The organism is Billgrantia saliphila (genome assembly GCF_002930105.1).
Taxonomy (GTDB): Bacteria; Pseudomonadota; Gammaproteobacteria; order Pseudomonadales; family Halomonadaceae; genus Halomonas; species Halomonas saliphila.
Genome location: NZ_PJRN01000003.1, coordinates 146,267 through 169,572 on the forward strand (window position 1 = coordinate 146,267; position 23,306 = coordinate 169,572).

General features: G+C 65.4%; 19 protein-coding genes. 12 read left to right on the forward strand and 7 right to left on the reverse strand.

From position 1 onward, the window contains the following. Positions 1-68: 68 nt before the first annotated feature. Positions 69-3,218 (reverse strand): DNA translocase FtsK, encoded by a 3,150-nt coding sequence (locus CYJ07_RS04395; protein WP_231489533.1) that lies wholly within the window; start codon positions 3,216-3,218, stop codon positions 69-71. Between the two features lie 200 nt (positions 3,219-3,418). Here CYJ07_RS04395 and aat point away from each other — a divergent pair, with 200 nt between their 5' ends. From aat to infA, 3 genes are all read left to right on the forward strand, one after another. Beyond that, positions 3,419-4,159 (forward strand): leucyl/phenylalanyl-tRNA--protein transferase, encoded by a 741-nt coding sequence (aat, locus tag CYJ07_RS04400; protein ID WP_104202469.1) that lies wholly within the window; start codon positions 3,419-3,421, stop codon positions 4,157-4,159. A gap of 12 nt (positions 4,160-4,171) precedes the next feature. Further along, complete coding sequence (locus CYJ07_RS04405; protein WP_104202470.1) at positions 4,172-4,921, forward strand: arginyltransferase; 750 nt, start codon at positions 4,172-4,174, stop codon at positions 4,919-4,921. A gap of 147 nt (positions 4,922-5,068) precedes the next feature. Continuing rightward, positions 5,069-5,287 (forward strand): translation initiation factor IF-1, encoded by a 219-nt coding sequence (infA, locus tag CYJ07_RS04410; RefSeq protein ID WP_010627817.1) that lies wholly within the window; start codon positions 5,069-5,071, stop codon positions 5,285-5,287. Positions 5,288-5,389: 102 nt separating this feature from the next. Here infA and clpA read toward each other — a convergent pair whose 3' ends face one another. From clpA to icd, 3 genes are all read right to left on the reverse strand, one after another. Beyond that, positions 5,390-7,666, reverse strand: a complete 2,277-nt coding sequence (gene clpA, locus CYJ07_RS04415; RefSeq protein WP_104202637.1) for an ATP-dependent Clp protease ATP-binding subunit ClpA — start codon at positions 7,664-7,666, stop codon at positions 5,390-5,392. 141 nt (positions 7,667-7,807) lie between these two features. Next, positions 7,808-8,191, reverse strand: coding sequence for an ATP-dependent Clp protease adapter ClpS (gene clpS, locus CYJ07_RS04420; protein WP_104202471.1), 384 nt, complete (start codon positions 8,189-8,191; stop codon positions 7,808-7,810). A gap of 146 nt (positions 8,192-8,337) precedes the next feature. Continuing rightward, positions 8,338-9,594, reverse strand: coding sequence for an NADP-dependent isocitrate dehydrogenase (icd, locus tag CYJ07_RS04425; RefSeq protein WP_104202472.1), 1,257 nt, complete (start codon positions 9,592-9,594; stop codon positions 8,338-8,340). A 118-nt stretch (positions 9,595-9,712) separates the two neighbouring features. Here icd and CYJ07_RS04430 point away from each other — a divergent pair, with 118 nt between their 5' ends. Beyond that, positions 9,713-10,321, forward strand: a complete 609-nt coding sequence (locus tag CYJ07_RS04430; RefSeq protein ID WP_104202473.1) for a pseudouridine synthase — start codon at positions 9,713-9,715, stop codon at positions 10,319-10,321. Continuing rightward, a complete protein-coding gene (locus CYJ07_RS04435; RefSeq protein WP_104202474.1) occupies positions 10,318-10,770 on the forward strand; it encodes an NUDIX domain-containing protein in 453 nt (150 codons plus the stop codon). Before CYJ07_RS04430 ends, CYJ07_RS04435 begins: the two co-directional genes overlap by 4 nt. Here the strand turns inward: CYJ07_RS04435 and CYJ07_RS04440 are convergent. The 3 genes from CYJ07_RS04440 to CYJ07_RS04450 form a co-directional block, all read right to left on the reverse strand. Further along, the gene (locus tag CYJ07_RS04440; RefSeq protein ID WP_104202475.1) at positions 10,767-13,769 is read right to left on the reverse strand and encodes an efflux RND transporter permease subunit; all 3,003 of its coding nucleotides are present in this window, start codon (positions 13,767-13,769) and stop codon (positions 10,767-10,769) included. The genes CYJ07_RS04435 and CYJ07_RS04440 overlap by 4 nt on opposite strands. Then, positions 13,766-14,836 (reverse strand): efflux RND transporter periplasmic adaptor subunit, encoded by a 1,071-nt coding sequence (locus CYJ07_RS04445; RefSeq protein WP_104202476.1) that lies wholly within the window; start codon positions 14,834-14,836, stop codon positions 13,766-13,768. The genes CYJ07_RS04440 and CYJ07_RS04445 overlap by 4 nt, the downstream gene beginning before the upstream one ends. Positions 14,837-14,923: 87 nt before the next feature. Then, positions 14,924-15,529 carry a TetR/AcrR family transcriptional regulator gene (locus tag CYJ07_RS04450; RefSeq protein ID WP_104202477.1) on the reverse strand — a complete coding sequence of 202 codons (606 nt, stop codon included), beginning with the start codon at positions 15,527-15,529 and terminating at the stop codon, positions 14,924-14,926. Positions 15,530-15,695: 166 nt separating this feature from the next. Between CYJ07_RS04450 and mnmA the strand changes: the two genes are divergently transcribed. From mnmA to CYJ07_RS04485, 7 genes are all read left to right on the forward strand, one after another. Next, entirely contained in the window at positions 15,696-16,808 is a 1,113-nt protein-coding gene (mnmA, locus tag CYJ07_RS04455; protein WP_104202478.1) for a tRNA 2-thiouridine(34) synthase MnmA, read from the forward strand. Then, on the forward strand, positions 16,805-17,443 hold the full coding sequence (hflD, locus tag CYJ07_RS04460) for a high frequency lysogenization protein HflD (protein ID WP_104202479.1): 639 nt from the start codon (positions 16,805-16,807) through the stop codon (positions 17,441-17,443). The genes mnmA and hflD overlap by 4 nt, the downstream gene beginning before the upstream one ends. 57 nt (positions 17,444-17,500) lie before the next feature. Beyond that, entirely contained in the window at positions 17,501-18,865 is a 1,365-nt protein-coding gene (gene purB / locus CYJ07_RS04465; RefSeq protein ID WP_104202638.1) for an adenylosuccinate lyase, read from the forward strand. 27 nt (positions 18,866-18,892) lie between these two features. After that, positions 18,893-19,456: a cob(I)yrinic acid a,c-diamide adenosyltransferase gene (locus CYJ07_RS04470; RefSeq protein ID WP_104202480.1), complete on the forward strand. Its 564-nt coding sequence runs from the start codon at positions 18,893-18,895 to the stop codon at positions 19,454-19,456. 19 nt (positions 19,457-19,475) lie between these two features. Further along, positions 19,476-20,651: a cupin domain-containing protein gene (locus tag CYJ07_RS04475; protein ID WP_104202481.1), complete on the forward strand. Its 1,176-nt coding sequence runs from the start codon at positions 19,476-19,478 to the stop codon at positions 20,649-20,651. Between the two features lie 3 nt (positions 20,652-20,654). Beyond that, positions 20,655-21,086 carry a GNAT family N-acetyltransferase gene (locus CYJ07_RS04480; protein WP_104202482.1) on the forward strand — a complete coding sequence of 144 codons (432 nt, stop codon included), beginning with the start codon at positions 20,655-20,657 and terminating at the stop codon, positions 21,084-21,086. A 391-nt stretch (positions 21,087-21,477) separates the two neighbouring features. Then, complete coding sequence (locus CYJ07_RS04485; RefSeq protein ID WP_104202483.1) at positions 21,478-23,073, forward strand: isocitrate lyase; 1,596 nt, start codon at positions 21,478-21,480, stop codon at positions 23,071-23,073. Positions 23,074-23,306: the final 233 nt, after the last annotated feature.

Here is a 23,306-nt window from a genome sequence, read left to right on the forward strand (position 1 = left end):
GGCGGGTTGCATTCCCGCCGGTGCTTTCACGGTTGCTGCATGGTTGTCGCTCGCAGCCGACGCCGCCATCAGTTTCCTACCGGCGGCGGCGCCAGCACTTCGCGGCTCCCATTGGTGCCCATGGAGGAGACCACGCCGGCCGCTTCCATGGCTTCCACCAGGCGGGCGGCACGGTTATAGCCGATCTTGAAGCGCCGCTGTACCGCCGAGATGGAGGCGCGCCGGCTCTCGGTAACGAACTGCACCGCCTCGTCGTAGAGCGCATCCTGCTCGGCATCGCCGCCACCCTCGCTGCCGTCGGCCTCGAGCCCGGTCAAGGCTTCGGCCGAGACGCCGCCGGCAAGAATCTCGTCGATGTACTCCGGTTCGCCACGACGTTTCCAGTCCTCGACCACCCGGTGGACTTCGTCATCGTCGACGAAGGCACCGTGTACGCGAGTCGGCAGCCCTGAGCCGGCCGGCAGGTAGAGCATGTCGCCGTGGCCCAGCAGGTTTTCGGCGCCGCCCTGGTCGAGAATGGTGCGCGAATCGACTTTCGACGACACCTGGAAAGCCATGCGCGTGGGAATGTTGGCCTTGATCAGGCCGGTGACCACGTCCACCGAGGGCCGCTGGGTCGCCAGGATCAGATGGATACCGGCCGCCCGCGCCTTCTGCGCCAGGCGGGCAATCAGCTCCTCGACCTTCTTGCCGACGATCATGAACATGTCGGCGAACTCGTCGATCACCACCACGACGTAGGGCAGCTTCTCCAGCACGGGCGGCGGCTCGTGCATTTCCCAGGGCTGCGGCTCCCACAGCGGATCGGCGACCTGCGCGCCGGCGCGCTCGGCCTCGTCGAGCTTGCCGTTGAAGCCAGCGATGTTGCGCACCCCCATGGCCGCCATCAGCTTGTAGCGACGCTCCATCTCGGCGACGCACCAGCGCAGCGCGTTGGCGGCCTCCTTCATGTCGGTCACCACCGGCGCCAGCAGGTGCGGAATGCCGTCGTAGACCGACAGTTCCAGCATCTTGGGGTCGACCATGATCAGACGCAGCTCCTCGGGCGTGGCCTTGAGCAGCATCGAGATCAACATGGCGTTGACGCCCACCGACTTGCCCGAACCGGTGGTGCCGGCCACCAGCAGGTGGGGCATCTTGCCCAAGTTGGCCACCACGGGACCGCCACCGATGTCCTGACCCAGCGCCATGGTCAACGCCGAGGCTTCCTGCTGGTAGCGGTCGGAGTCGATCACCTCGCGCAGGCGGATCATCGCCCGGTGCGGGTTAGGAATCTCGATGCCGACCGTGGGCCGGCCGGGGATCACTTCCACCACGCGCACGCTCTTGACCATCAGCGAGCGCGCCAGGTCCTTGGCCAGGTTGCTGATCTTCGACACCTTCACGCCAGCGGCGGGCTTGATCTCGAAGCGGGTGATCACCGGCCCCGGCCAGGTGTGCACCACCTCGGCCTTGACCCCGTACTCGCGCAGCCGGGTCTCCAGCAGTTCCGCCATGTCGGTCAGTTGCTGCTCGGTGTAGTTCTGCTGATGCGGCTCCGGGGGCGTCAGCAGGCGCAGGCTGGGCAGCTCGCCATCCGGCTCCGGCATGTCGTCGAGCACCGGACGCTGGCTCTGCAGATGCTCCACCGTCCACAGCGCGGGGCCATCCGGCTCGGCAGCCGCGGCACGAGCCTGCTCGGCGGTGGCAACCCGCCCATGCTGCGGCTCGCCTTCGGCATCGAAGTCGCCATCGGCATCGAAGTCGCCATCGGAATCAGGCAAAGCCGCAGCCGGCGTTTCGCGCCAAGAGCGCAGGCCCTCGGCTTGATCGGCGTAATGCCGCGAGGCAGGCTCTTCCGGCGCGCTCGCTTGCGATTCGGACTCGTCGGCTTCGGGCTGGACGTCCTGGCGAGCGTCGGCGCGCTCGTGCGACTCGCCGCCGATCTCGCCCCAACTCAGGCGAGGTTCCTGCGCATCGGCCGGTTCCGCGGGCTGCAAGTCGCCAAGACCCGGCTCGCGACGTGTTGCCTCGCGCTTTCCTGACACCGCCGCATGCGACTCACCCTGCCTCGGAGCCGGCTCGGCAGATGCCCTCGGCTCCTCGGACCGAGCTTCCGGGCGCGCCGCGGCAGGCGTCGCTGCGCGGGCATCTTCGTCATCCGTCGCCCGGAGCGGCATGGCGCCGGTCGCTGTCGGCTCGTCGTGGCGACTGGCCGTGAGCGCACCGGCGACGGTCACAGGCACTGTGTCGCGCTCGGCCCCCAGGCTCGGCTCCGGCGGCGCCACCGAAGCCGGTGTCGGCCGCTGCGAGGCGACCTCTGGCCGTGAGAGCTTCGGCTCGGCCTGACGGGCGCTGTAGGCCGCCTCGGGGCGCTTCGCCGACGGTGTTCGCTCGGGCACGTCCCAGGGAATATCGGTATTGCCGTCGTCGCCGAATTCCGAGGCCAGGCCGGGCTCATGCTGCGGGGAGGCGGCGGCGTCGCGACGACGCCAGAAACGCCAGCGACGGCGCGGCGCGGCGGTGACCGACTCCTCCTTCGGCCCCTCCTCCGTCAGGTCTTCCTCATCGTCCCAATGCGGTTCGTGGCGACCGCGTGCCAGCCCGAACGGGGCTGCCGCCCAGCGCCACAGACGCAGAGAACGATGGCCGATTTCATCCATCACCGTCAGCCAGGACTGACCGGTGAAGAGCGGGAAGCCGCACAGCATGGCCGCGACGGCCAGCAGACCCGTGCCCCCCGATTCGACCAGCGGCACCAACGCGCCGACCAATCCCTCGCCGAGAATGCCGCCCGAGGCATAGGGCAGCACGCTGTCGGGATGGTAGAAATGCAGCGCCCCCAGGGTGGTAGTGCCCAGCAGCAGCAGCACCAGGCCACCCAAGCGCACGGCCAAGGCCGTGGCATCCCATTCGAGGCGTACCTTGCGCGTGCGGATCAACCACCAACCGGCAAAGCCCAGCATGCCCGGCCACCATAGGGCACTGGCGCCGAACAACGAATAGAGCATATCGGCCAACCAGGCACCGAAGGGTCCCATCCAGTTGGCCACCTCGGTTTCCGGGCCACGATGGGACCAGCCGGGATCCGACGGCTGGTAGCTGAACAGTGCCAGCAGCAGAAACACACACGCCGCCAACAGCAAAATGGTGGCCCCTTCTCGAGCCGCGCCGTGCAGGTGGAGTCCCCGGCGTTCGGTCGGCTGCTGGGCGTCTTCCGCCGACTCGCGTCCCGACACGCTCTTTTCCTTTGCACTCAACTCGCCAACCCCCTCGCACCGTACGCGACGGTGCCTCTTCTGAACTTGCCATCCGAAATGGATTCAGCCGCCATCATACCGGGAGTGGAGCCACCGGCACAGTGGCCGCGAAGGCAGTTGAGCCGAAGCGACTCCAGCGTCAGACTAATGTCACCCAAGCCAACGAGGAGCGCCCCTGTATGCTGCCCTGGCTTCCCGAGCGCCCGGTGCGTTTTCCACCCGTCTCGCAGGCCCTGCGCGATCCCGAGGGATTACTGGCCGCCGGGGGCGAGCTGACGCCGGACTGGCTGCTGGCCGCCTACCGGCACGGCATCTTTCCTTGGTTCAGCGACGACCAGCCGATCCTGTGGTGGTGCCCCAATCCGCGGATGGTGCTCTTTCCCGATGAGCTACGCGTATCACGCAGCCTGGGCAAGCGGCTGCGCAACGGCGCCTTTCGAATTACCTTCAACCGCGACTTCGACGCCGTGGTCGAGGCCTGCGCCGCGCCGCGACAGGGCCAGCCTGGCACCTGGATCACCGGCGAGATGCGCGACGCCTACGCTGCGCTGCATCGCCTGGGCTATGCCCGCTCGGTGGAGGTGTGGCGCGACACGCGATTGGTGGGAGGGCTCTACGGCGTGGCCATGGGCCCGATGTTCTTCGGTGAATCGATGTTTTCGCACGAGAGCGATGCCTCGAAGGTTGCCCTGGTCCATCTGGTGACGGCCATGCGCGCCGGCGGCGGCCGCTTGATCGACTGCCAGATGCATACCCGCCATTTGGCCAGCCTCGGGGCGCGCGATATCGCCCGCGCCGAGTTCATCAACTATCTTGAGAAATGCCTGGCGACACGGGATTCGACGGACGGCCATCCGCTGCCCTGCTGGCCGCTGCCCGACGATCCCGCGCGAATCGAGACCCTGTCCGCACTCACTTAGGAGGCGATCCACGTGAGCAGCAATGCGCCTCACCATCCGATTCGGGACCTGCGCTTCTTCCTGACGGTGCCCCACGCCTGTAGCTATCTGGAGGAACGCGAGGCCACCACGCTGTTTCTCGACCCCCAGGAGTCCCATGGTCAGGGCGTCTACGACTCGTTGGCCCTGCTCGGCTTTCGGCGCAGCGGGCGCCACCTCTATCGACCGCATTGCGAGGGTTGCAACGCCTGCCTGTCGGTACGCATACCGGTCAACGACTTTCATCCCAGCCGCAGCCAGCGACGCGTTGCCAAACGCAACGGCGACTTGCGGCTGGTCGAACGTCCCGCGCTGTTCGATGCCGAGCACTACGCACTCTACGAGCGCTACATCGAGGTTCGCCACAGCGATGGCGACATGTACCCGCCGAGCCAGGAGCAGTACCGCACGTTCCTGACCCTCGACGAGCCTTACGCCCGCCTGCTCGAGTTTCGTCTCGGCGAACGACTGCTGGCGGTGTCCGCCTTCGACCGGCTGGAACACGGCCTGTCCGCGATCTATACCTTCTTCGATCCATCATCCGAATGGGAACGTCGCTCGCTCGGTACCTACGCCGTGCTGAGCCTGGTGAACGAGGCCTATCGACAGGGGCTGCCTCATGTCTACCTGGGCTATTGGATAGAAGAGTGTCGCAAGATGTCCTACAAGGAAGCCTATCGGCCGCTGGAAGTGCTCGAAGGCCGCCACTGGCGCCGCCTTCTACCCATGACCGCCCCGGCATAGCGAGGCGCGCTTTGCCTTGACGCTCGGCTTGCGGCACAATATCGCGCTATCGTATAAACGGGCGTCGCTTTTTCACGCCCCTTTCTTGCATGCCTGACGTCGCGCAGGGCGACGTTGCATCGACATCATCAGCGAGGAACCGCCTATATGGCACGTGAAGACCATATCGAAATGGAAGGCGTCGTCGTCGATACCCTTCCCAACACCACGTTTCGCGTCGAGCTGGAGAACGGCCACGTCGTGACCGCGCATATCTCGGGCAAGATGCGCAAGAACTACATCCGCATCCTCACCGGCGACAAGGTCAAGGTCGAGCTGACTCCGTACGACCTGACCAAGGGCCGCATCGTCTACCGCTCGCGCTGATCCTACCTCGAGCATCGCAGCGACCCCGCCGGGGCATACCCCGGACAAGACAACGCCCCGTCCGGAGACAGGGCGCTGTGTCTAGGCCGAGGGAGCACCGGATCAGGGCGCGTCGGCCATCTCCGACTCCGTGGAGAGATGCAGTTCGCCGTCCTCCACCGTGACGTGCACCACCCCACCGTGTTCGGATAGCTCTCCGAACAGGATCAGCTCTGCCAACGGCTTCTTGAGCTTCTCCTGGATCAACCTGGCCATGGGGCGTGCGCCCATGCTCGGGTCGTAGCCCTGCTCGGCCAGCCAGTCGCGAGCGTCCATGTCGACATCCAGCTGGACCCGCTTCTCGTCGAGCTGCGCCTGCAGTTCCACCAGGAACTTGTCCACCACGCTGCGTACCACCGAGGTGGGCAGAGAGTGGAACTGGATGATGCCATCCAGGCGGTTGCGGAACTCCGGCGAGAAGGTCTTGCGGATCACTTCCATCGCATCAGTGGAATGATCTTGGGTCTGGAAGCCAATGGAACGACGCGCCTGCTGCTCGGCACCGGCATTGGAGGTCATGATCACGATCACATGGCGGAAGTCCGCTTCGCGGCCATTGTTGTCGGTCAGGCGCCCGTGGTCCATCACCTGCAGCAGCAGGTTGAAGACTTCGGGATGCGCCTTCTCGATTTCGTCGAGCAGTAGCACGCAGTGCGGCTGCTTGGTGATCGCCTCGGTCAGCAGACCGCCCTGGTCGTAACCGACATAGCCGGGGGGGGCGCCGATCAGCCGCGACACGGTGTGCCGCTCCATGTACTCCGACATGTCGAAGCGCACCAGCTCGATGCCCATGTTTCGGGCCAGCTGACGGGCCACTTCGGTCTTGCCCACCCCGGTGGGGCCTGCAAAGAGGAAGCTGCCCACCGGCTTGTCGGGCGACTTGAGTCCGGCCCGCGACAGCTTGATAGCGGCTGACAGGCTGTCGATGGCCTCGTCCTGACCGAACACCAGCATCTTGAGGTCGCGATCGAGGTTCTCGAGCAGCTTACGGTCGGAGCTGGAGACGCTCTTCGGCGGAATCCGCGCGATCGATGCCACTACCGCTTCGACCTGATCGACATCGATGGTGTCGACCCGCACCTCCGGCGGTAGCAGCCGCTGATGGGCACCGGCCTCGTCGATCACGTCAATGGCCTTATCGGGCAGGTGGCGATCGTTGATGTAGCGATCCGCCAGCCGTGCGGCGCTTTCCAGGGCGGCATCGGTGTACTTGAGGCTGTGGTGCTCCTCGAAGCGCGAGCGCAACCCCTTGAGGATGCGGATGGTGTCGTCCACCGAAGGAGCCATGACATCTACCTTCTGGAACCGGCGCGCCAGCGCGCGATCCTTCTCGAAGATGCCGCGGAACTCCTGGAAGGTGGTGGAACCGATGCAGCGCAGCTCACCCGAGGAGAGCAGCGGTTTGAGCAGGTTGGAGGCGTCCATCACGCCGCCGGAAGCCGCACCGGCGCCGATCACCGTATGGATTTCGTCGATGAACAGGATCGCGTTGGGCTGCTTCTTGAGCTCCGCCAGCAGGCTCTTGAGGCGCTTCTCGAAGTCGCCACGGTACTTGGTACCGGCAAGCAGCGCGCCCATGTCCAGTGCATAGACCACGGCGTCGCCGATCACCTCGGGGACGTCCTCCTCGACGACGCGCTTGGCCAGCCCCTCGGCGATGGCGGTCTTGCCGACACCGGCCTCGCCCACCAGCAGCGGGTTGTTCTTGCGCCGCCGTGCCAGAATCTGGATGACACGCTCAAGCTCATGCTCGCGGCCGATCAGCGGATCGATCTTGCCCATGCGAGCCTGCTCGTTGAGGTTGGTGGCGTATCCGGTCAACGGGTTGGCGCTGGTCTCGCCGCCGCCCTCCTCGGCCTCCTCGGCATCGCTGGGCGACGACGAGGGGTTCTGGCCATGGCCAGCCACCTTGGAGATACCGTGGGCGATGTAGTTGACGGCATCGACCCGGGCCACATTCTGCTGTTTCAGGAAATAGACCGCCTGGCTCTCCTGCTCGGAGAAAATCGCCACCAGCACGTTGGCCCCGGTGACTTCGCTCTTGCCGGAGGACTGCACGTGAAACACAGCCCGCTGCAACACACGCTGGAAGCCCAGCGTCGGCTGCGTCTCGCGATCGCTCTGATCCTCGGGGATCAGAGGCGTGGTGGAGTTGATGAAATCCTGCAGGTCGGACCGCAACTTGTCGAGGTTGGCCCCACAGGCTCGCAGCACGTCTGCCGCCGAGGCGTTATCGAGCAATGCCAGCAGCAGGTGCTCCACGGTCATGAATTCGTGGCGCTTGGAGCGTGCCACGGTAAATGCCGTGTTCAGGGTCAGTTCAAGTTCTTTGCTCAGCATGGCAGTCCCCTTCTCGCCGCTTAGGGCTTGCATCGGATCTTTCGTGGTCCGGCATCTTCAACATCGGGCACAAACGCTGCCGTTGCAAGTCCTCTTCCTCAACGACTGCCATTCCTACCCCGTCTCGAGCATGACCGGGAATCAGTCCGCCGCCTCGATATCGCTGAGCAGCGGATGCTGACACTCTCTTGCATATTGATTGACCTGATGACTTTTGGTTTCCGCGATGTCACGCGTGAAGATGCCGCAGGTGGCCCTGCCCTGGGTATGTACCGTCAGCATTACCTGGACCGCGGTCTCGCTGTCCATGTGGAAAAAGCTCTGCAGCACCTCCACCACGAACTCCATGGGGGTGTAGTCATCGTTGTGCAGAACCACCTTGTACATGGGCGGGCGTGCCACCTCGGGATCCGACGACTGTACCGACAGATCGCCGTCGTCTTCCTCCTCGGGGCGTGTCGGCCGCGTCATGCCTGACATGATACCGACCGACTCCCACTCGCTCGGGTCGTCTTTCTTGAACATAAAAGCCACACACCGTCTCGACAAGCCGTCCACACCAGGCGTCTCTGCATCGCTTAGACGCCGTGCGGTCGACTGGGTTCAGGTTAGCACGCAAAAGGCCCCCGTCCGCCAAGCGAACGGGGGCCCCGGATGGTTCATCGGCCCGCTTACATATTGTCCGCGACGGCCTGTCCGAACTCGGAGCACTTAAGAAGCTTGGCATCGTCCATCAGGCGATGGAAGTCGTAGGTGACCTCGCCTTTGGAAATTGCCTTCTCCATGCCCTTGAGCACCAGGTCGGCAGCCTCGACCCAACCCATGTGACGCAGCATCATCTCGGCGGAGAGAATCAGCGAGCCGGGGTTGACCTTGTCCTGGCCCGCATACTTCGGCGCGGTGCCGTGAGTGGCCTCGAACATGGCCACGGCGTCGGCCAGGTTGGCGCCCGGTGCGATGCCGATACCGCCCACTTCCGCCGCCAGAGCGTCGGACAGGTAGTCACCGTTGAGGTTCAGCGTGGCGATGACGTCGTACTCGGCCGGACGCAGCAGGATCTGCTGCAGCATGGCATCGGCGATGACGTCCTTGACCACGATGTTCTTGCCGGTCTTGGGGTTCTTGAACTGCATCCACGGGCCGCCGTCGAGCAGCTCGGCACCGAACTCCTCCTTGGCGAGCTCGTAGCCCCAATCCTTGAAGGAACCTTCGGTGAACTTCATGATGTTACCCTTGTGTACCAGGGTCACCGACTCGCGATCGTTGTCCACGGCGTACTGCAGGGCCTGACGCACCAAGCGCTTGGTGCCTTCCACGGAGACCGGCTTGACGCCGATACCGCAGTTCTCGGGGAAACGGATGTTGGTCACACCCATTTCCTCGCGCAGGAACTTGATGACCTTGTCGGCTTCGGCGGTACCCGCCTTCCATTCGATGCCGGCGTAGATGTCTTCGGAGTTCTCGCGGAAGATGACCATGTCGACGTCGGCGGGCTTCTTGACCGGGCTCGGCACGCCCTCGAACCAGCGCACCGGGCGCAGGCAGGTGTACAGGTCGAGCTTCTGGCGCAGGGCCACGTTCAGGGAGCGAATGCCACCGCCCACGGGAGTCGTCAGCGGCCCCTTGATGGAGACCACGTAGTCCTTGACGGCTTCGAGGGTTTCTTCCGGCAGCCAGGTGTCGGGGTCGTAGACCTGGGTGGCCTTCTCGCCAGCGTAGACTTCCATCCAGTGGATCTTGCGCTCGCCGTTGTAGGCCTTCTGCACGGCGGCATCGATGGCGATCTTCATGGCCGGCGTCACGTCGACGCCGATACCGTCACCCTCGATGAACGGGATGATCGGCTTGTTCGGCACGTTCAGGGTGTTGTCGGCGTTGACGGTAATCTTCTCGCCGCCTTCAGGGACGACAATTTTCTGGAACCCCATTGAGAACTCCCCTGTCTGGTCTGTTCAGTGGAGCGCGGAGTATAGCATTCACCCGGACTCTCGGAGTAGGCTTGCCCCCACATTTGTCGACAATCTATGGTAGCAAGACCTTGGTCGCATGAGCGCACTCTACCTGCTGCACAAGCCCTACTGCATGCTGTCCCAGTTTACCGACCGCCCGGCCCCCGGCGAGACGCGGCGGGCGACGCTGGCCGACGTCATCGCCGTCCCGGGCATCTACCCCGCGGGACGGCTGGACTACGACTCGGAGGGGCTGCTGCTGCTGAGCGACGACGGCGAACTGATCCACCGCATCAGCGACCCGCGCCACAAGCAGCCCAAGACCTACCGCATGCAGGTGGAGGGCGTGCCCGACGATGCCGCGCTGCAGGCGCTGCGCCTCGGCGTCGAGCTGGGCGACGGCCCGACCCGTCCGGCCAAGGTGCGGCGCCTCGACGAGAGCGGTTTGCCGGAACGCTCACCGCCGCTGGACCCGCGACGCCATCCGGTGACAAGCTGGCTGGAGTTGACCATCAGCGAGGGTCGCAACCGTCAGGTACGTCGCATGACCGCCCATGTCGGGCATGCCACCCTGCGCCTGGTTCGCGTGGCCATCGGGCCCTGGCGGCTGGATGGACTGGCCCCGGGAGAATGGCGCAGGGAAACGCTGCACGCCCCGCGCAGTACAATAAGGCGCCCGACGCGCCGTAAAGGAGGTCGCCGATGAGCCGCTGGCATCCGCAGGTCACCGTGGCCACCGTCGTGGAACGCGCCGGTCGCTTCCTGATGGTGGAGGAGGCGCCGAGGGGCAGCCGGGACACCGTCCTCAACCAGCCGGCCGGCCATCTCGAGCCCGGCGAGCGGATCAAGGAGGCGGCGCTGCGCGAGCTGCGCGAGGAGACCGCCTGGCAGGTCGGCATTACCGACTATCTGGGGCTTTACATCTACGAGACGCCTAACGGCCAGACCTTCCACAGCCATGGCTTCTTCGGCATGGCACTGGCGCATCTCGGCACCCCGCTGGACCCGGCCATCGTTGCCGTGCACTGGCTGACCCTCGACGAACTCGAGGCACTGGACCGCCAGGGCCGGCTGCGCAGCCCGCTGGTGCTTCGACGTGTGCGCGATGCCTTGGCCAGCCGGTTCTATCCCATGGATGTGCTGCACGAACGCTAATCCCGCATCAGCAGCCGGTACAGCGCCGGAATCACCAGCAGCGTGAGCAGCGTCGAGGCGACCAGCCCCGAGATGATCGCCCAGGCCATCGGCGGCCACAGGGTCGACTGGGTCAGGGTCAGCGGCACCAGGCCGGCCACGGTGGTCGCTGTAGTGAGCAGCACCGGTCGCGTGCGCCGCGCCACCGCGGCGGTCACGGCCTCCCCTACCACCAGCCCCTGGCGACGATTGGCGTTCATCAGATCGATCAGCACGATGGCATTGTTGACCACTATGCCGACCAGCGCCACGACACCGAGTATCGCGGTGAAGCCGAACGGCTGCCCAGTCAGCCACAATCCCGGCACCACGCCGACGATCGCCAGCGGCACGGTGGTCAGCACGATAAACAGTTGGCGGAAGGAGTTGAATTGGGCCAGCAGGAACACCACCAGCAGCAGGCCACCGAAGGGTAGCGTCTGGAACAGTGCCGTATTGGCGTCTCCCGCCGATTCGGCCGCCCCGCCCACGACATAGCTCGCCCCGGCGGGCAGCTCGAGTTCGGCCAGCCGTGGCAGCACCTCCTCAAGCACCCCGTCATAGGTCCAGCCGTCGGCCACCTCGGCCAACACCGCGGTCATCCGGCGCAACCCGCGGTGCTGAATCACCGCCGGACGCCAGCCCACTTCCAGCGCGGCGACTTCACCGAGCGGCACCGTGCGCCCGTCGTCGGCGCTCAGGCGCAGCCCCTCCAACCCCTCGGTCGGAAAGCGCTCTCCCTCCGGGGCTCGCACCAGCAGCGGTGCGGGATCGCGGCCGGCGCGCCAGGTACTGACCTCGACACCCCGACTGGCCCCGGCCAGCGCCACGGCGACATCGCGGCGTGAGAGGCCGTATTCGGCGGCACGAGCGTCGTCGGTGGCGACCCGCAGCGTCGCCAGCCCCTCCCCGAGACGATGACGCGCATCGCGCGCACCCTCGGCGGCACGCACCACCGAAAGGATGCGCCCAGCGGCCTCGGCCAGCGCCGCCCGATCCTCGGCGAAGACGCGAATTTCCACCGGCGCCTCCAGCGGCGGCCCCTGCCCCAGCCGTCTCGCCACCACTTCGGCCTCCGGCAATCGCTCCGGCGCCACCGACCGCACCCACGCCATCAACTCCCCCAGGTCGTCGGCCGATTTAGCCTCCACGACGAGACGGGCCAGATGCGGCTGACGCGGCTGTTCGACCAGGTTGTAGTAGAAGCGCGGCCCGCTGAAGCCGACGAAGCGGTGCACCGCATGCACCGCGGGTCGCTCGGCCAATGCCACGGCCAGCGTCTCGGCTTCATGGGCGGTGTGCTCAAGATGGGTGCCTTCGGGAAAATTGAGGTCGACGATCAACTGGTTGCGATCGGTATCGGGGAAGAAATCATGATTGAGCAGCGGCATCATCGCCATCGCTCCGGCCAGCAGCGCCCCGGCTCCCAGCAGCACCCAGACCGGCCAGGCCACGGCGACCCGACCGATGCGATGCCCCATTGCCTGCAGGCGTTCGCGCCCTGTCGTGGCGCGCGGCTTGAGAATGGCCGCGGCGAATACCGGCGTAACGAACACGGCATAGACGTAGCTCACCGCCAGCGTCAGCATCACCATGACCGGGATGGCGCGGGTGAAGTCGGCGGTGTTGCCGCTGGAGAGCAGCAGCGGCACGAACGCTGCCAACGTGGTCCCGGTCGCGGCCAGCAGAGGGGTGGCGAGTTCACGCACCGAACGGATCACGGCCTGGGCCGCCGAGCGGCCCTGGTCGCGGTACCACTGGATGTTCTCGACCATGACGATGGCGTTGTCCACCAGCATGCCTAGCGCAATCACCATGCCGGCCACGGCAATCTGGTGCAGCACGCCGCCTCCCATGGCATACAGCGCCAGGGAAGAGAAGGTCACCAGCGGCACGATCACCATCACCGCAAGCCCCAGCCTCAGCCCCATGGACAGAAACAGCAGCACGCCGAGGATACCGATGCCCAGCAGCAGCGAGGCGCCGAGCTCGGCCAGGCGCCGCTCGACCCAGCGCGGCTGGTAGAAGGTTTCCTCTATCGTGAGCGGCGCATAGGCCGGGCGCAGCTCTTCCACCAGCGCCCGCAGCCGTTCGCCGAAGCGCACGGCGTTGACCCGGTCGTTGGAGAGCACGAGACCCAGTGCCACGGCGGGGCTACCGTCGTGCCAGAAGCGCTCGGTGGGCGGTTCCTGGGCAGCGAGACGAACGTCGGTCAGCTCGCCGAGTGGCACCAGGTCGCCCTGGACGGTGCGAATCGGCGCGGCGGCGAGCTCGTCGAGGGAGCCGAACTCGGTATGCGGATCGAGAACCAACGAGCGCCCGCCGATCGCCAGGCTGCCGCCGGGCGAGGTCAGGTTGCGCGCCGCAAGCTGATCACCGAGCGCGCGCGCATCGAGCCCGGTCAGTTCCGCCAGGGTATCGTCCCAAGCGATCACCACCTGCGGCTCTGGGTCGGCGAGCAGATCGATGCGGGCGATCTCCGTGAGCCGAAAGAGGTCCCGCCGCAGCCGCTTGGCCGCTTCACGCAGCTCGAGCAGGTCATCGGAGCCGGTCACTGCCAGCACGACGCCATGCGCATCGGAGTCGCGGTCGTTGACTTCCGCCTCGCCCACACCGTCGGGAAATTCTCGGCTCGCCCGGTCGACGGCAATACGCACGCGCTCCCAGGCGGCATCGGTATCGTAGACGTGCTCGTGCATCTCGAGGGTGACGTGCGCCACGCCCAGCCGGGCGGTGCCGATGATGTCGTTGACCTCCTCGACCTGCGCCAGTTCTTCTTCCAACGGATTGAGCACCAGCCGCTCGACCTGCTCCGGCTCCGCCCCGGGATAGGGCACCAGCACCTGGCCGAAACGATAGGGAAAGAAGGGGTCCTCCTGACGGTCCATGGCCACCCAGGCCGCCAACCCCAGCAATGCCAGCAGCCCTGTAACGGTCAGCAGCAGCCGCTTGTACTGCAGCGAGGCGAGCAGCCAGCTCATGGCAGTACCCTCACCCGCATCCCCGCTTCGAGACGCCCCTGCCCAGCCGTCACCACCTGCGTGCCGGGCTCGAGCGATGCCGTGACCGTGACCCAGCCCCCCGCCAAGCGGCCCGGGGTCACCGCTATCCGCTGAACGATGTCGTCGCGCAACGCCAGTACATGGGGATCATGTCCGCCGGGATCGACCACCGCCGCCAATGGCACCTGCAGGGCCGGCTGCGCGGCGACGGCCAGCTGCACCCTGACCGGCTCGCCCAGCGCCGGGCCGGGATCGGCGTCGATCCCGACGATGACCGGCGCCAGGCCTTCGCCCGCGCGGCCGATGTCGCGAATCGTTCCCGCAAAGCGCTGCGCACCGGACGTCGCGAACAGGTTCGCCGCCTGACCCGTGGCCAACCGAGCGGCAAAGGCCGCGGGCACGTTAATCTCCACCTCTCGTTCGCCGATGCCCGCCAGGCGCAGCACCAGCTGGCCGGCAGTGACGAACTCGCCGGGCTCGACCAGCAGGTCGGTGACCTCGGCGTCGAAGGGCGCTCGCAGGGTCAGTTCCTCGAGTTGCGCGTGGGCATCGGCACGCCGCGCCAGAGCCTGCTCGCGAGCCTGAACGGCGGCGTCGCGCTCCGCCGTCATGCGATCCAGCTCCTCTTCGGCACTGAGGTTGCGCTCGCGCAGGGTTCGCGAACGCTCCACGTCACGCCCCAGCTGGCGCAAGCGGGCATCCCACTCGGCTACCTGAGCTTCGGCCGCCGCCAGCGTAGGCGCCATTGCCGGGTTGTGCAGTGTCGCCAGCGGCTCACCCTGCGCCACTCGCTGCCCACGCACCACATGCCGCTCGCGGAGCACGCCGGCATGCAGGAAGGCCGGTGCGGCCCTCTCGCTTGCCCGCACCGTGCTGGGGAAACGGTAGTGCGCCTCGCCGTTCGCCATGCGCACCGTCGCACTGCGCACCAAGGGCTCGGCGGCCACATCCGGCTCGGCCTGAGCGGCCGCCCCATCGCCGCCCACCAGCCATGCAAGCGCCACCGCCAAAGCGCCTCCCCGTAACCAGCTCACCCCCCTTCCCATGATTCTTCTCCTCTCGGCATTGCCATGGCGAACCAACTTCAACGAACTGGTCGACCAGTCAGTTAGCAAGATAAACGAATCCCCGCGTCAGTCGCGGGGCGTGACCCCTTCCATGAAGATTTTCAGGAAATCCTCGAGAAACGCCTCGTCGGTCCCCATGCCCGGCCAGTGCTGATGGTGGCACTTGGCCTCGAACCACTGGGTACAGGTCATCACGAACAAGGCGATCACGTGGGTAGGGTTGATATCCTGACGCAGCAGGCCCCTTTGCTGCGCCTGGCGTACCCATTCTGCCCCCGCCCCGACGAGCTGGTTGTCGAGTTCGCCACAATGGCTGTCGCCTTCCAGATGCGTCCAGGCGAAAAGCCGCACCACGCCGGGGTTGTCGCGCAGGAAGTGGAAATAGGCTTCCACGGAGCTGCGCAGCAAGGCGGCATCGGGTTCGCCCGCCTCTTCCAGCATGGCCATCTGCGCGGTGAAGTAACGCTCGAAAGCGCGGTCCTTGACCGCCTCCCACAGCTGTTCCTTGCTGCCGAAGTGGTGATGGATCAGGCTCTTGGTCACCTCGGCCGAACGCGCCAGCGCGCTGAGCTTGACGGCGGAGAAGCCCTGCTCGATGAACAGCGCCTCCGCGGCGTCAAGGATACGGACGCGGGTCAGCTCGGGATCTCGGGTCTGGATTCGGTTGGTCATATCACGACGATAGCCCTAACTGGCCGGCCGGTCAATAAGCTGTTCCGCCTCTGAGACCGTTCGCTCGCGTCGCCTTCATGGTGCGGCCACGCCACAGGATGAAGCCCTCGGGCAAGATGCGGTATAATCCCCGCCCATTTGCGACCCATCCAATCCGAGAGCGCCCATGACCGCCACCTCAGGCAAGGTGATCGTCGGCATGTCCGGCGGCGTCGACTCCTCCGTTTCCGCTCTGCTGCTGCTCGAGCAGGGCTACCGGGTCGAAGGCCTGTTCATGAAGAACTGGGACGAGGACGACGGCACCGAATACTGCACCGCCAAGGAGGATCTAGCCGACGCCCAGGCCGTGTGCGAGAAGCTCGACATCAAGCTGCACACCGCCAACTTCGCCGCCGAGTACTGGGACAACGTGTTCGAGCACTTTCTGGCCGAGTACCAGGCCGGGCGGACGCCGAATCCGGACATCCTGTGCAACCGCGAGATCAAGTTCAAGGTATTCCTCGAGTATGCCGAGATGCTCGGCGCCGCGAAGATCGCCACCGGCCACTACGTTCGTGGCGGCGAGCGCGGCGGGCGACCGCGGCTGTTAAAAGGGCTCGATGCCAACAAGGACCAGAGCTATTTCCTGCACGCCGTGCCGGAGGCCGCCATCGCCCGTACGCTGTTTCCGGTCGGTGAATTGGACAAGCCCGGGGTGCGCACCATCGCCGAGCGCCATGGCCTGGCCACGGCGCGCAAGAAGGACTCCACCGGTATCTGCTTCATCGGCGAGCGACGCTTCCGAGATTTCCTGCAGCAGTACCTGCCGGCCCAGCCGGGCGTGATCGAGACTCCGGAGGGCGAGGTCATCGGTGAGCACATGGGGTTGATGTACTACACCCTGGGCCAACGGCAGGGGCTCGGCATCGGCGGGCTCGCCAATCACCCCGAGGCCCCGTGGTACGTGGCGGCCAAGGATCTTGAGCGCAACGTGCTGATCGCAGTACAGGGCAAGCACCATCCGCTTCTCTATACCGATTCGCTGGCCACCGAGGCGATGGATTGGGTCGCCGGCGAGCCGCCCGCAAGCGAAGGGCGTTTCACCGCCAAGACCCGCTATCGCCAGACCGACGTGCCCTGCCACATGCGCACCCTTCCGGATGGCGGCGTCGAGGTCCGCTTCGATGCCTCCCAACGCGCCGTCACTCCAGGCCAGTCGCTGGTGCTCTACGATGGTGATATCTGCCTCGGCGGCGGCGTGATTCGCGATACCTGGAACGCCACGGAGACCGGCGCATGAATACCACTCCCATCCATCGCGCTCCTGACTCCTCCACGGCGCGCCAGGCGCTGGCCCTGGCCGGCGTATTCCAGGCCGCCAGCCTGGTCGACGAACTGGCCCGCACCGGACAGGTCGAGCCGCGCGCCTGGGAGACGCTGATCCGCGCCACACTGGACACCGATCCTGAAAGCTTCGAGGCGATCTACGGCGGTCATCCCAACAATCTGCGCCGCGGCCTGGAAACGCTGGAGGGCGTGGTTGGACGTCGCCAGGCTAACCCCGCCGTGCTGCGCTACGGCTTCACTCTGCTGTTGCTGATGAATCGGCTGCGCGGCGACGACGCCATGATGACCGCCCTCGGCCAACACTTGAACCGCATCCAGGGCCAGGCCGAGCGGTTCGGCGCCACTCACGAGAACGTCATCGCGAGCCTCGGTGAGGCCTACCAGGAAACGCTCTCCACGCTCAAGACACGCATCGTGGTCCAGGGCGATCCTTCGATGCTGCAGAGCCGAATGATGCCCGAACGGGTGCGCGCCATCCTTCTTGCCGGCATCCGCTTCGCCCTGCTCTGGCACCAGCAGGGCGGACGCCGCTGGAAGCTGGTGTTTCAGCGCGGCGCCCTGAAGAAAGCCCTGGATCAACTGGGCTGATAGCTTTTACACGCCTTTCCCACCACGCACCGGATACCGATCATGCAAGCCGCTTCCCTGCCCCTCACCGCTCTCACCGCCCTCTCACCCGTCGATGGTCGCTACGGCAACAAGACCGAGGCGCTGCGCGAGCACTTCAGCGAGTTCGGCCTGATTCGCGCCCGCGTGATCGTCGAGGTCCGCTGGCTGCAGCGCCTTGCCGAGCAGGGCGGCATCGTCGAGGTGCCGCCGCTCTCCGCCGAAGCCACCGCCTTCCTCGAAGCCATGATACGGGACTTCTCGCTGGTCGATGCCGAGCGCATCAAGGAGATCGAGCGCACCACCAACCACGACGTCAAGGCGGTGGAGTACTTCATCAAGGAGAAGATCGCGGCTCAGCCGGAGCTGCATGCGATCACCGAATTCGTGCACTTCGCCTGCACCAGCGAGGATATCAACAACCTCTCCTACGGCGTGATGCTGAGTGACGGCTTGAAGTCCCTGCTGCCGGTGATGCATCAGGTGGCCGACGAAGTGGCGCGCCTGGCGCACGAGCATGCCGATCTGCCGATGCTCTCGCGCACCCACGGCCAGACGGCAAGCCCCACCACCCTGGGCAAGGAGATGGCCAACGTCGCCTATCGCCTGCGCCGTCAGCTGAAGCAGATCGAGAGCGTCGAGCTGCTGGGCAAGATCAATGGTGCGGTGGGCAACTACAACGCCCACCTGGCCACCTACCCCGAAGTCGATTGGGAAGCCAACGCGCGCACCTTCGTCGAGGGCCTGGGCCTGAGTTTCAACCCCTATACCACGCAAATCGAGCCCCACGATTACGTCGCCGAGCTGTTCGACGCCGTGTGCCGCTTCAACACCGTACTGATCGATTTCGATCGTGATGTCTGGGGCTATATCTCGCTGGGCTACTTCAAGCAGCGGACCGTGGCCGGCGAGATCGGCTCCTCGACCATGCCGCACAAGGTCAATCCGATCGACTTCGAGAACTCCGAGGGCAACCTGGGCCTGGCCAACGCCGTGCTCAGCCACCTGGCACAGAAACTGCCCATCTCGCGCTGGCAGCGCGACCTCACCGACTCCACGGTGCTGCGCAACCTCGGCGTGGGTCTGGCCTACGGTCTGATCGCCTACCACGCGGCGCTCAAAGGCATCGGCAAGCTCGAGGCCAACCCGACGCGCCTGGCCGAGGATCTCGATAATAGCTGGGAGGTACTCGCCGAGCCGATCCAGACGGTGATGCGCCGCTACGGTATCGAGAAGCCCTACGAGAAGCTCAAGGAGCTGACCCGCGGCAAGCGTATCGACCAGGCCGGCTTTGCCGCCTTCATCGATTCACTGGCGCTGCCGGCCGAAGTGAAGGACGAGCTGAAGGCGCTGACGCCGGCCAACTACATCGGCAACGCCGCGGACCAGGCCCGCCGGCTCTGATCCCGACGCTTCGAGGAGGGAGGCAGGATGGTCAAGCTGACCAAGATCTATACCCGCACCGGCGACAAGGGCGACACCGGCCTGGGCGACGGCAGCCGGGTGGCCAAGCACGATCTGCGCGTCGAGGCGTTCGGCTCGGTGGACGAGACCAACGCCGTCATCGGCATGGCCCAGCTGCATGCCGAAGGCGAACTGCATGAGGTCCTGGCCCGCATACAGAACGACCTGTTCGACGTGGGCGCCGACCTGTGCACACCGGAGCAGGAAGCGCCGGAGTACCCGCCGCTGCGAGTCACGCCGGCGCAGGTCGAAAACCTTGAGCGGCGAATCGACACCTACAACACGGAACTCGCCACTCTACGCTCCTTCATCCTGCCGGGAGGCACGCCGCTGGCCGCCCATCTGCACCTGGCGCGTACCGTCACCCGCCGCGCCGAGCGGCTGGTGACGGCGCTGATGGCCGAGCAGACGGTCAATCCCGACGTGCTACGCTACCTCAACCGCCTTTCCGATTTGCTGTTCGTCCTCGCGCGCCGGGCCAACGGCAACGGCGAACGCGACGTGCTATGGGTACCCGGCGCCAATCGATGAGCTTTCTCAGGAGAACACCATGGCGAGCGACACGCCCCTGCCCCTGCTCGGCGGCCTAAGCGCCGCCGAGTTCCTGCGCGACTATTGGCAGCGGAAGCCCTTGCTGATCCGCGGCGCGCTGCCCGACTTCGAGAGCCCGCTCGAGCCCGACGAACTGGCGGGACTCGCCTGCGAGGAGGGCGTCGAGGCCAGGCTGGTGGAGGAAGACGGCCCCGATGGCCCCTGGCAGGTCAGTCACGGGCCCTTCGACGAGGCCGTGTTCGGTGAACTGCCCGAGCGCGACTGGACGCTATTGGTGCAGGCCGTGGACCACTACGTGCCGGAAGTGGCCGAACTGCTCGACCGGTTCGATTTTCTGCCGCGATGGCGCCTTGACGACATCATGGTCAGCTACGCTCCGCCCGGCGGCAGCGTCGGCCCCCATGTCGATCAGTATGACGTCTTCCTGCTACAGGGCAGCGGCCAGCGTCGTTGGCAGCTCGGCGGAAAGGTGACCGACGATGCTCCTATCCTTGCCGGCATCGATCTGCGCATCCTCGAGCGCTTCGAGATCGAGCCGGGCGACGACTGGGTGCTGCAGCCCGGCGACATGCTCTACCTGCCGCCGGGCTGGGCGCATCATGGTGTCAGTCAGTCCGAAGACTGCATGACCTACTCGGTCGGCTTCCGCGCCCCCTCTGCGGACGAAGCGATCACTTCCTTCGCCGACTACCTAGGCGAGCAGTTGCCCCCGTCGCTGCGCTACGCCGATGCCGGCATGACCCCGCCGGCCGACCCCACGGAGCTGGACGACGCCGCACTCGAGCGCATGCGCCGTTTTATCCTCGAAACCCTCGACGAACCGGCCCAGCTCGCCCAGTGGTTCGGTCGCGTGATGACCCAGCCCAAATATGTCGACCAGCTCGTACCCAGCGAGACCCCTACCGACGTCGATGAGCTTGTCGCTCTACTACACGAGGGTGAAGAACTGCTGAGGAGCCCCGGTTCGCGTTTCGCCTGGCGCGCGCTGGACGACGAGAACGCCACCCTGTTCGTCGATGGCGACGGCATCGAGTGTCCGTCACCGCTGGCTCGTGCCGTCGCTGCCGATACGCCGCTGGATGTCGAGCTCCTGGAATTCCCCGGCGCCGCCGAGCTATTGGCCGCGCTGCTCGATGCCGGCAGCCTGACCTGGCCCGATGACGAAGAGGAGTAGCGCATGACCGGTTCCATCGAAATACGCGAAGGCAGTTGGGCCGAGCTCGGCGCCGAGGCCAGCGAGATCCGCCGGATAGTATTCATCGAGGAGCAGCAAGTCCCGCTGGAAGAGGAGTGGGACGGTCGCGACGATGAATGCCGCCATTTCCTGGCCTGGCACCGAGAAAAAGCGCTGGGAACCGCCAGGCTGCTACCCGACGGACATATCGGCCGTGTCGCCGTGCTCGAGGAAGCACGCGGCGTGGGCATTGGCGCGGCGCTGATGCAGGCCGCCATCGAGTCGGCACGCCGGCTCGGCCATGCTCAGGTCGAACTCGCCGCCCAAACCCACGCTCTCGCCTTCTACGAGAATCTCGGCTTCACCGCCGTTGGCGACACCTTCATGGACGCCGGCATTCCGCACCGCAATATGCGCCTTTCCTTGAGCGCCTGAACCTCTCCGCCACCTTCTGATCACGAAATTCGACTACAGGAATGGAGGCCCGAACCTCCATCTTGTAGTCGAACTACAACCCTTCTTCCCCCCAAGTGATGATTGTGAAGGCCAGTCTTCATGGGCATAGTGAACCCAAGACGACGTTAAAACGGCCGTTCGATAATGCTCGAAAAAATTGAGCACATGAGCCGTTCGAACATCGCACCGGATTCGACCAACGCCGTAGAGACAAGCGATTCGTTCTGGTTGAACCTGACATTACTTCGCAGTTGCAGCATGACTCCGGCTCGACCGGCTGAATGCTACCAGCGAGCGATCGACAAGGCAGCGAGCGCCGCCGCAGGCAATCAAAGCCGACGTCCCAACCTCTGATCGGAAGGATGGCACCATGTCATACAAAGACGACATCAAGGCACTGGCTCAACTGCGTGAAGCCCAGCAGGGCAAGTGGGCGAGCATCAGCCCCGAGAATGCCGCCCGCATGCGCGCCCAGAACCGTTTCAGGACCGGCCTGGACATTGCCCGCTATACGGCAAAGATCATGCGCGAGGACATGGCCGCCTATGACGCCGACAGTTCCCAATACACACAGTCGCTGGGTTGCTGGCACGGTTTCATCGGCCAGCAGAAGCTGATTTCGATCAAGAAGCACTTCGGCACCACCAAGCGCCGCTACCTCTACCTCTCCGGCTGGATGGTCGCGGCGCTGCGTTCCGAGTTCGGCCCGCTGCCCGATCAGTCCATGCACGAGAAGACCTCCGTATCGAGCCTGATCGGGGAACTCTACACCTTCCTGCGCCAGGCCGATGCCTGGGAACTCAACCACCTGTTTCGCGACCTGGAAGCGGCCCAGAAGGCCGGCGACAAGGCCAAGGCCGATGAGCTGATCGCCAAGATCGACAATCACGAGACCCACGTGGTACCGATCATTGCCGATATCGACGCCGGGTTCGGCAACGCTGAGGCCACCTACCTGCTGGCCAAGCAGATGATCGAAGCCGGTGCCTGCTGCATCCAGCTCGAGAACCAAGTCTCCGACGAGAAGCAGTGCGGTCACCAGGACGGCAAGGTCACCGTGCCGCATGAAGACTTCCTGGCCAAGATCAATGCCGTACGCTATGCCTTCCTCGAGCTCGGCGTGGAAGATGGCGTAATCGTTGCTCGCACAGACTCCCTGGGCGCCGGTCTGACCCAGAAGATCGCCGTGACCAAGGAGCCGGGTGATCTGGGCGACCAGTACAACAGCTTCCTCGACGGCGAAGAGATCACTTCGGCTTCCGACATCGACAACGGCGACGTGGTCATCAAGCAGAACGGCAAGCTGGTCAAGGTCAAGCGCCTGGCTTCCGGCCTCTACCAGTTCAAGCCGGGCACCGGTGAGGATCGCGTGGTGCTCGACTGCATTACCAGCTTGCAGAACGGCGCCGACCTGCTGTGGATCGAGACCGAGAAGCCCCACGTCGGCCAGATCGCCAGCATGGTCAATCGCATCCGCGAAGTGGTGCCGGACGCCAAGCTGGTCTACAACAACTCGCCGTCCTTCAACTGGACCCTGAACTTCCGCCAGCAGGTATTCGATGCCTGGGAGAAGGAAGGCAAGGACGTCTCCGCCTATGACCGCGCCAACCTGATGAGCGCCGAGTACGACGACACCGAGCTTGGCAAGCTGGCCGACGAGTGGACGCGCAACTTCCAGCGCGACGCTGCCCGCGAGGCCGGGATCTTCCACCACCTGATCACGCTACCGACCTACCATACCGCGGCCCTGTCCACCGACAACCTGGCCAAGGGCTACTTTGGCGACGAGGGCATGCTGGCCTACGTGGCGGGCGTGCAGCGCCGCGAGATCCGCGAAGGCATCGCCACCGTCAAGCACCAGGACATGGCCGGCTCCAACATCGGCGACGATCACAAGGAGTTCTTCCACGGCGAAGCGGCGCTCAAGGCCGGCGGCAAGGACAACACCATGAATCAGTTCGGCTGACATGGCGAAGCGGTAAACGACTGGAACCCTTGGGAGGCCTTGCGCCTCCCTTTTTTGTGTCTTTTACGTCACGGCCGCTGTCCGGTACCTCACTGTCAGCTCAAGAAATTTCCTCATTTTTTGACGCCTCTTCTTCCCTTCGCGTGGCAACGAAGCCGCCCCGTGCTGGTCAAACGATTCACGACTGATTAAGCTGCTTTGCAAACAGCGTTTTCCTAACACGACAGGATGAG